Below are 8,483 nucleotides of genomic sequence, written 5' to 3'. Positions count from 1 at the left end.
TTTTTTCTCTTCAACCGACCGGGTTGTTTGTGAAGTGATTCACATCTGCCGTGTCGATGGAGGCGCATTATAGGGAGTTCCCGAGCATCCGCAATAGTAAAATTGCAGAAAAATGACTGACTGCTGCATTCCCCAGCAAAACCCCGCTTTATACCCTGTTACGCACAGAATTATCCACAGGTGGCGGCCGATACCCTCTTATAAAGGCCCGCTCTCCTCTCTCTATAGGGCGCGATCCTGGGCTAAAAAGAGAAAGATAAAAATTCGCGAGCGTTGCGCAAACGTTTTCGTTACAATGCCGCGCTATAACAAGGATGCCCGGTTGGGTGCGTTAGGTGAGTTTTTAGACAAAAATTCACCTAACGCTCTCTGTAATATTCAAATCCTGGGGATTTAATACCATGCAACAACGTCGTCCAGTCCGCCGCGCCCTGCTCAGTGTTTCTGACAAGGCCGGTATCGTCGAATTCGCGCAGGCGCTTTCCGCTCGTGGTGTCGAGCTACTGTCTACGGGTGGTACCGCACGCCTGCTGGCTGAGAAAGGTCTGCCGGTTACCGAAGTCTCTGACTACACCGGTTTCCCGGAAATGATGGACGGACGCGTGAAGACCCTGCATCCGAAAGTTCACGGCGGTATTCTCGGTCGCCGCGGCCAGGATGACGGTATTATGGAACAACACGGTATCGCGCCTATTGATATGGTGGTGGTTAACCTGTATCCGTTTGCTCAAACCGTTGCCCGCGAGGGCTGCTCGCTGGAAGATGCGGTAGAAAACATTGATATCGGCGGCCCAACCATGGTTCGCTCAGCGGCGAAGAACCATAAAGACGTCGCCATCGTGGTGAAGAGCAGCGACTACGATGCCATTATTAAAGAGATGGATGCCAACGAAGGCTCCCTGACCCTCGACACCCGCTTCGACCTCGCCATTAAGGCATTCGAACACACCGCCGCCTACGACAGCATGATTGCCAACTACTTCGGCAGCATGGTTCCGGCCTATCACGGCGAGAGCAAAGAAGCCGCGGGTCGCTTCCCGCGCACCCTGAATCTGAACTTCATTAAGAAGCAGGATATGCGCTATGGTGAAAACAGCCACCAGCAGGCGGCCTTCTATATAGAAGAAGAAGTCAAAGAAGCCTCTGTCGCCACTGCACAGCAGGTTCAGGGTAAAGCGCTCTCCTATAACAACATCGCTGACACCGATGCCGCGCTGGAATGCGTCAAAGAATTCAGCGAGCCGGCCTGCGTTATTGTGAAGCACGCCAACCCATGTGGCGTAGCGGTAAGTACCTCTATTCTGGACGCCTACGACCGCGCGTACAAAACTGACCCGACCTCTGCCTTCGGCGGCATTATCGCGTTTAACCGCGAACTGGATGCCGAAACCGCGCAGGCGATCATCTCCCGCCAGTTTGTTGAAGTGATCATCGCACCGTCTGCGACGGAAGAAGCCCTGAAGATCACTGCCGCGAAACAGAATGTCCGCGTCCTGACCTGCGGTCAGTGGACGCAGCGCGTACCGGGTCTGGACTTCAAACGCGTTAACGGCGGCCTGCTGGTTCAGGATCGCGATCTGGGTATGGTTACGGAAGGCGAACTGCGCGTGGTTTCCAAACGCCAGCCGACCGAGCAGGAGCTGCGCGATGCGCTGTTCTGCTGGAAAGTGGCGAAATTCGTTAAATCCAACGCCATTGTGTACGCCAAAGAGAATATGACCATCGGGATAGGCGCAGGCCAGATGAGCCGCGTTTACTCCGCCAAAATCGCCGGGATTAAAGCCGGTGATGAAGGTCTGGAAGTGAAAGGTTCGGCTATGGCGTCCGACGCTTTCTTCCCGTTCCGCGACGGTATTGATGCCGCTGCTGCCGTTGGCGTGAGCTGCGTCATTCAGCCCGGTGGTTCTATTCGCGACGAAGAGGTGATTGCCGCCGCCGATGAGCACGGCATCGCGATGATCTTCACCGACATGCGCCACTTCCGCCATTAATTCACGGAGCAGACGATGAAAGTATTAGTTATTGGCAACGGCGGACGCGAACACGCGCTGGCCTGGAAGGCCGCACAGTCACCGCAGGTTGATACCGTTTTTGTCGCCCCGGGGAACGCGGGCACCGCGCTGGAACCGGCGCTGCAGAACGTGGCTATCGGCGTCACCGATATTCCGGCGCTGCTGAGCTTTGCGCAGAGCGAGAAGATTGACCTGACCATCGTTGGCCCGGAAGCGCCGCTGGTAATTGGCGTTGTCGATGCGTTCCGTGCCGCAGGGCTGAAAATCTTCGGCCCAACGGAAGGCGCGGCGCAGCTTGAAGGCTCCAAAGCCTTCACCAAAGATTTCCTCGCGCGTCATAACATCCCGACGGCGGAATACCAGAACTTCACCGAAGTCGAGCCCGCGCTGGCGTACCTGCGTGAGAAAGGCGCGCCGATCGTCATCAAGGCCGACGGCCTGGCCGCCGGCAAGGGCGTGATTGTCGCCATGACGCTGGAAGAAGCGGAAGCCGCCGTTCACGACATGCTGGCAGGTAACGCCTTTGGCGACGCCGGACACCGCATCGTCATTGAAGAGTTCCTCGACGGCGAAGAGGCGAGCTTTATCGTGATGGTCGACGGCGAGCACGTCCTGCCGATGGCCACCAGCCAGGATCACAAACGCGTGGGCAATGGCGATACCGGCCCGAACACGGGCGGTATGGGCGCTTACTCACCGGCGCCGGTGGTAACCGATGAGGTTCACCAGCGCACCATGGAACGCATTATCTGGCCAACCGTAAAAGGTATGGCAGCGGAAGGGAACACCTACACCGGTTTCCTCTATGCGGGCCTGATGATCGATAAACAGGGAAACCCGAAGGTTATCGAGTTCAACTGCCGCTTTGGCGATCCGGAAACCCAGCCGATCATGCTGCGCATGAAATCGGATCTGGTAGATCTGTGCCTCGCCGCCTGCGACGGCAAGCTGAATGAGAAAACCTCCGAGTGGGACGAACGCGCCTCGCTGGGCGTCGTGATCGCCGCCGGTGGCTATCCGGGCAACTACAGCACCGGTGATGAGATCCACGGCCTGCCTCTGGAAGAAGCGGCTGATGGCAAGGTCTTCCACGCCGGTACCAGACTCGCTGATGACGATCGCGTGCTGACCAGCGGCGGCCGGGTGCTCTGCGCTACCGCGCTGGGTCACACCGTCGCTGAAGCGCAAAAGCGCGCTTACGCCCTGATGAGCGATATCCGCTGGGACGGCAGCTTTAGCCGTAACGACATCGGCTGGCGCGCTATTGAACGTGAGCAAAACAGCTAACGGCTGAGCTTTGCCAGCAGCGTTTTGCGCGTAATGCCCAGCTGACGGGCGGCTTCAGTTTTGTTGCCGCCCGTTTTTTCGAGCGCCACCAGGATCGCTTCTTTCTCGACTTCCACCAGCGGCTGAATAATATCCTCGCCGTGCGGCGCGTCCGAAACCGACGTACCGGCAATCGCCAGCGGCAGCTCGCGTTCCGAGATATACTCTCCGGTCAGCAGGACCACCGCCCGCTCCACCGCATTTTCCAGTTCGCGAATATTCCCCGGCCATGCGTAGTGAATCAGTAAGTCCATCGCCTGCGGCGTAAACCCCTGCACCGCTTTGCGGTTACGCTCGGCATAACGCTGCAGGAAATAGCGCGCCAGCTGAGGGATATCTTCCTTGCGCTGACGCAGCGGCGGCATATCGATAGTCACGACGTTCAGGCGATAGTAGAGATCCTGACGAAAACGTCCGGCGCTGACCTCTTCAGCTAAATCCCGGTGGGTGGCGGCAATTAGCCGTACATCGACCGAAAGGGTCTGATTGCTGCCCACGCGCTGCACTTCACGCTCCTGAATCGCCCGCAGCAGGCGCACCTGCATCAGCGGTGAAATATCGCCAATCTCATCGAGAAAGAGCGTACCGCCGTCCGCTTCAACAAAACGCCCTTCTCGCCGTTTGTCCGCGCCGGTAAAGGCGCCTTTCTCGTGACCAAACAGCTCCGACTCCAGCAACGACTCGTTGAGTGCGGCACAGTTGAGGATCACCAGCGGCCTGCGGCTGCGGGCGCTGCTGGCGTGCAGCGCCCGCGCGACCAGCTCTTTCCCGGTGCCCGACTCGCCGTGAATTAATACCGTCGCATCGGAGGGGGCAACCAGGGCAATATTATTCAACAGCGCCCGCATCGCCGGGCTATCGCCCACCATGCCAAACTGGGCCGCGGGGGGACTACCCGCGACAGGTGACTCGCTCAGCCGCGTATGGGCCAACGCCTCAGACAGCGTCTGCTGCAGCTTGTCAAAGTCCAGCGGCTTGATAAGGTAGTCCAGCGCACCGGATTTCAGCGCCTCCACGGCGGTATCGACGCTGGAGTATGCGGTCATGATCAATACCGGAATCGACGGATTCCAGGTTTTGATCTCTTTCAGCGTTTCGATGCCGTCCATCTCGGCCATGCGGATATCGCAAAGCACCAGATCAAACACCGTCTGGCGCACCTGTTCCAGCGCCTGTACACCGTTGTAGGCCAGCGCAACCCGGTATCCCCAGCCCCGCAACAGCGCCTGTAAGATAGTGCAGTGGCTGATGTCATCGTCCACCACCAGAATATCGATCTGCTCGCCACTCATCCTTGTTCATCCTTTTGTTGCCCGTTGACCGGCAAATAGAGAGTAAATAGCGCGCCTTCGCCGGGGGCGCTCTCGGCGTGAATCGTTCCACCGTGCTGCTCGACAATGTTCTGCACCACCGCCAGGCCCAGCCCGGTGCCGTCGGCCTTGGTCGTGAAGTACGGAGTAAAAATGGCCTGTAGCTGTTCCGCCGTCATCCCCTTGCCGCTGTCCGCAACGCTCACCTTTACTCGCCCGTCGCCGCATTCCCTCACCGCCACCGTAATCACGCCATCGCGGCCAATAGCATGGACGGCATTGAGATAAAGGTTCAGCAGCACCTGTTTCAAACGATCCGGATCGGCCTGAATGCGGCATAGCGCGGGCTGCGCGGTGAACGCGAGCGTTATCGCCCGGCTGGCGGCATCCTGGCTAATCAGCTGAAGCGAGTGCGTAATCACGTCATTCAAATCAACCGATTGATACGTTAAATGCGCCGGACGCACCAGTTCCAGCAGCTCGCTGACGACCCTGTTCAGGCGATCGGCTTCCTTCGCCATCACCTGGGCCAACTGATGCGCTTCGCCATCGGCTGGGGTTCGCTCGGCAAAATACTTTGCCAGCCCTTTTATAGATGACAGCGGGTTGCGGATCTCATGGGCAACGCCCGCGGCCAGATGACCAAGCGCCACCAGCTTTTCTTTACGCGCCGTCGCCTCCTGCAGCTGCTTGCGCGAACGTTGATAGCGGCGGAACCAGAACTGCGCCAGCAACGTTGCCGCCATCACTACGCCCGCCGCGCAGAGCATGATAACCATATTACGCAGGCTACGGGCATGGTCGGCATCCAGCTCGCGGGTATCAAAAGCAATAAAAATAACCTGGGGAGCCTGGGTACGCAGCCCGGCAGCTTCGCGACGCATCATCATGCGCATATGATGCCCGCCGCCGTTAAGCGGGCGAAATTGACGATAAATCTCCAGCGCCGGTTCCGGTTTTTCGAGCCGGCGCCAGCGCTCCTCGCTCCCAATATTCAGCTCACGCAGAGTGCTGGCAGGATAGAGCGACTCACCAACCCGCCGCGGGTCGCTATGGGCAATGATTTTACCGCTCTCATCCGTCACAGCGAACCACAGCACGCCAGGCTGCCAGGCCATCTCCTCCAGCAACGCCTGCAGTTGGGAATGATGCATACGCATTCCCATGCCCACCCGGGCGCCGGACTCAAGGGCGCGAATCAGCACGCTGCCCTTTTCCTGGATAGTCTGGCGCGCGGCTTCATTTTCACGGCCATAATCACGCACGATTAACGCAGAGAACAGGCATACCAGCAGCAAGATAAGGCCGGTTAACAACCAGCTCAGCCAGACGGCGACGGAATCCTTAGACAACCGCATCGCGTTCATGACAACTCCCTTTCCTCAGACACCGTATCGCTCAGCAGAAATCATGCCATTTTTCCGTCCCGTCTAACCGCTTCTCATGCGCAAACCGGGAAGGCGATCGAGTAAAAATGACCCGCAGCCTCCTTGACCGCGAGTCATTTTTACTCGCTCTCGTCTGGCTGGAAGGCGCTCAATGCCCGATATCCTGCGGCCTTTCCATTCTGGCACAGAAGATGCAAATCATTGAGAAACCATAAGCCAGGAGAATAAACTATGAAACGGAACAAAAAAATGACGCTGACGCTGATTGCCCTCGCCGCGCTGACTTTCGGCAGCAGTTCAGCCTGGGCAAGGCACCACTGGAATAACGGCAGCGGAATGGGCCCCCAGGGCTACAGCCAGCTCACCGCCGATCAGCAGGCCACTGCCCGGAAGCTGCATAACGATTTCTATGAACAAACCCGCGTTTTGCGTCAGCAGCTTCAATCAAAACGCTACGAATACCATGCGCTGTTAACCGCGGATAAGCCTGACAGCGCGAAAGTCGAATCCATTGCCCAGGAGATGGAGGTTATCGGTCAACAGCTGGCCCAGCAGCGGGTTAAGTTCGATCTCGCATTAGCGCAGGCGGGTATTTCTCGCGGTGTGGGTATGGGACCAGGGATCTGCGGCGGAGGCCGCGGTCATATGGGGATGAGCCACTGGTAAGGCTCAGAAGCTTTTTTCTGTCGGCTGCCAGGTGCAGAAATCTTCGTTTGCCACCAGCAGCAGCTGAGAGCCTTCAGGCGCTTCCAGCCACGCCACGCTGACCTCAATGGATGAGTGATTCTGACGTCGCTCAATATGCGCCAGCGCCTGCGTATCGAGGTCAGGCTTCACGGTCTGACCTTCACAGGTGGTCACCGTCCTGTTGGCATGCCAGCGCCCCTGGCGCAGCATAACGCGTCCCTGACGCAGAGCGTCGCTGGTCTGGCGTATTTGCTCAGCGCGATAGCGGTATAGCGCGACCTGATCGCTGGAAAGCTGCTGCTTCTGCCCATCGATTTCACGCTGCATAAAGCTGAGTTCGCCCTGCGCATCAAACCGGGCGCGAATATGTTCCGGCGGTTTACCGTAGACGTTGAGTTCAATCAGCGCGAGCTGGCCATCCTGCCAGCGGTACTCGCTGGTCGAAGTATTACCATGACGCCATGGACTGAAGGCAGCAAGGAGATGGACCTCGCCGTTAGAATCTTTGCGCCAGATACGCATCGCCCCCTGGTTATCCGCATATCCGCTGGCGGTAAACGGCGGGAGAGAGGAATCATGGCTGCAGGCAGTGAGCAGCAATACGCCTACCAGCGCCAGCGTGCGGCGCCAGGTAGACAAAAGGGGCCGACAAGCCCCTTCGATAAAACTGTACACTGCCACGCGGTCTTACTTAACTGCGTCTTTCAGAGCTTTACCAGAAACAAATGCCGGTACGTTTGCTGCGGCGATTTTGATTTCATTACCGGTCTGCGGGTTGCGGCCAGTACGCTCAGCGCGGTGGTTCACTTTGAAGGTACCGAAACCAACCAGTTGAACAGCATCACCTTCTTTCAGAGACTCGGTAATTGCAGCCAGGGTAGATTCCAGGGCAGCTTTCGCCTGTGCTTTGGACAGGTCAGCTTTGTCCGCAATTACATCAATCAGTTGAGTCTTGTTCATAAGTTATCCTTACAATGTGTTTATCGCTTGCTAAGCATCGAGTGCGACGGAAATGCCTGAAAAGCACTCTCCTGCATACACGCACCGATAGCCACGTTTTTTCGCCCCCCAAATGTAGACCAGACGGGGGGCGGAATGGAAGCCTTCAGACGCTACAATTCAGGCGGTAAATCACGTTTTCTGGTCTCATTGCTGAAAATTTATACCAATATTGCTCTCACCGGCCTCGCGAAGGTCTGCACGCAGCCCTTTGATCAGTTCAATATCGCGTTCTTCACAGTCGGCCAGAAGACGGAAAATCTCCCACTGAATATCCCATTCTTGTTCGACAGCCGGGTTTTCTTTGAGCTCTTCGTCGGTCATTTCGCGACCAGCCTGGGTCATTTCCAGCATCGCAACGGTGGTGATCGAGCTCTTGCTGACTTCAATAGCATGTTCGAGCGTTTCGCCGCTCAGCCGCGAATGAATCAGCTCACTCAAGGCCACGCATGCATCAATGGCCGGATAGACGCCGTACAGGTCGTAATCATCAGCGGCCGGAATAGCCTCTTCCAGCTTTTCCAGCTGGCTGTCGAAATTCACCTTCGCATCTTTTACCGTCAGCGTTTCCCAGATCAGATCGAGAATACGGCGATAAAGCTGGCCATCGGCGAACTCAGTTTGCTGACAGAACATGGCGTAGTTGGGGTACATCCGCTCGCACAGGCAGGCCATAAAGGTCACGTGCTGCCAGCTTTCCAGCTTCTCCAGACGCAGATGAATCGGGTTTTGTAACATGATGAAATCTCGAAGTCAGAAAT

At 57.2% G+C, this 8,483-nt stretch carries 8 protein-coding genes; 3 read left to right on the top strand and 5 right to left on the bottom strand.

Translation table 11 applies throughout. The annotated features are described in order from the left end of the window. The first annotated feature begins 401 nt into the window (after positions 1 to 401). Positions 402 to 1,991 carry a bifunctional phosphoribosylaminoimidazolecarboxamide formyltransferase/IMP cyclohydrolase gene (purH, locus tag ABLU88_RS25440; protein ID WP_004097693.1) on the top strand — a complete coding sequence of 530 codons (1,590 nt, stop codon included), beginning with the start codon at positions 402 to 404 and terminating at the stop codon, positions 1,989 to 1,991. Positions 1,992 to 2,006: 15 nt separating this feature from the next. Beyond that, positions 2,007 to 3,299: a phosphoribosylamine--glycine ligase gene (gene purD, locus ABLU88_RS25435; RefSeq protein WP_014227507.1), complete on the top strand. Its 1,293-nt coding sequence runs from the start codon at positions 2,007 to 2,009 to the stop codon at positions 3,297 to 3,299. Here purD and zraR read toward each other — a convergent pair. Both zraR and zraS read right to left on the bottom strand, forming a co-directional pair. Continuing rightward, on the bottom strand, positions 3,296 to 4,630 hold the full coding sequence (gene zraR / locus ABLU88_RS25430) for a sigma-54-dependent response regulator transcription factor ZraR (RefSeq protein WP_032721071.1): 1,335 nt from the start codon (positions 4,628 to 4,630) through the stop codon (positions 3,296 to 3,298). The two genes, purD and zraR, sit on opposite strands and share 4 nt — an antisense overlap. Beyond that, complete coding sequence (gene zraS, locus ABLU88_RS25425; protein WP_014227505.1) at positions 4,627 to 6,015, bottom strand: two-component system sensor histidine kinase ZraS; 1,389 nt, start codon at positions 6,013 to 6,015, stop codon at positions 4,627 to 4,629. The genes zraR and zraS overlap by 4 nt, the downstream gene beginning before the upstream one ends. A gap of 252 nt (positions 6,016 to 6,267) precedes the next feature. Here zraS and zraP point away from each other — a divergent pair, with 252 nt between their 5' ends. Continuing rightward, positions 6,268 to 6,702 carry a zinc resistance sensor/chaperone ZraP gene (gene zraP / locus ABLU88_RS25420; RefSeq protein WP_064358925.1) on the top strand — a complete coding sequence of 145 codons (435 nt, stop codon included), beginning with the start codon at positions 6,268 to 6,270 and terminating at the stop codon, positions 6,700 to 6,702. Between the two features lie 3 nt (positions 6,703 to 6,705). On the opposite strand, the gene ABLU88_RS25415 is transcribed toward zraP, so the two are convergent. The 3 genes from ABLU88_RS25415 to ABLU88_RS25405 form a co-directional block, all read right to left on the bottom strand. Then, positions 6,706 to 7,398 (bottom strand): DUF1481 domain-containing protein, encoded by a 693-nt coding sequence (locus ABLU88_RS25415; RefSeq protein ID WP_004097677.1) that lies wholly within the window; start codon positions 7,396 to 7,398, stop codon positions 6,706 to 6,708. Between the two features lie 12 nt (positions 7,399 to 7,410). Then, positions 7,411 to 7,683, bottom strand: a complete 273-nt coding sequence (gene hupA, locus ABLU88_RS25410) for a nucleoid-associated protein HU-alpha (RefSeq protein WP_004097675.1) — start codon at positions 7,681 to 7,683, stop codon at positions 7,411 to 7,413. Positions 7,684 to 7,869: 186 nt separating this feature from the next. Continuing rightward, positions 7,870 to 8,460 carry a YjaG family protein gene (locus ABLU88_RS25405; RefSeq protein WP_004097673.1) on the bottom strand — a complete coding sequence of 197 codons (591 nt, stop codon included), beginning with the start codon at positions 8,458 to 8,460 and terminating at the stop codon, positions 7,870 to 7,872. Positions 8,461 to 8,483 lie beyond the last annotated feature (23 nt).

Origin of the sequence: Klebsiella sp. GW_Kp182 (assembly GCF_040062275.1) — a bacterium.
In the GTDB taxonomy this organism is placed as follows: Bacteria; Pseudomonadota; Gammaproteobacteria; order Enterobacterales; family Enterobacteriaceae; genus Klebsiella; species Klebsiella michiganensis.
Note: the sequence above shows the minus strand (reverse complement) of the source record. Positions and strands in the feature narration are given on the sequence as shown.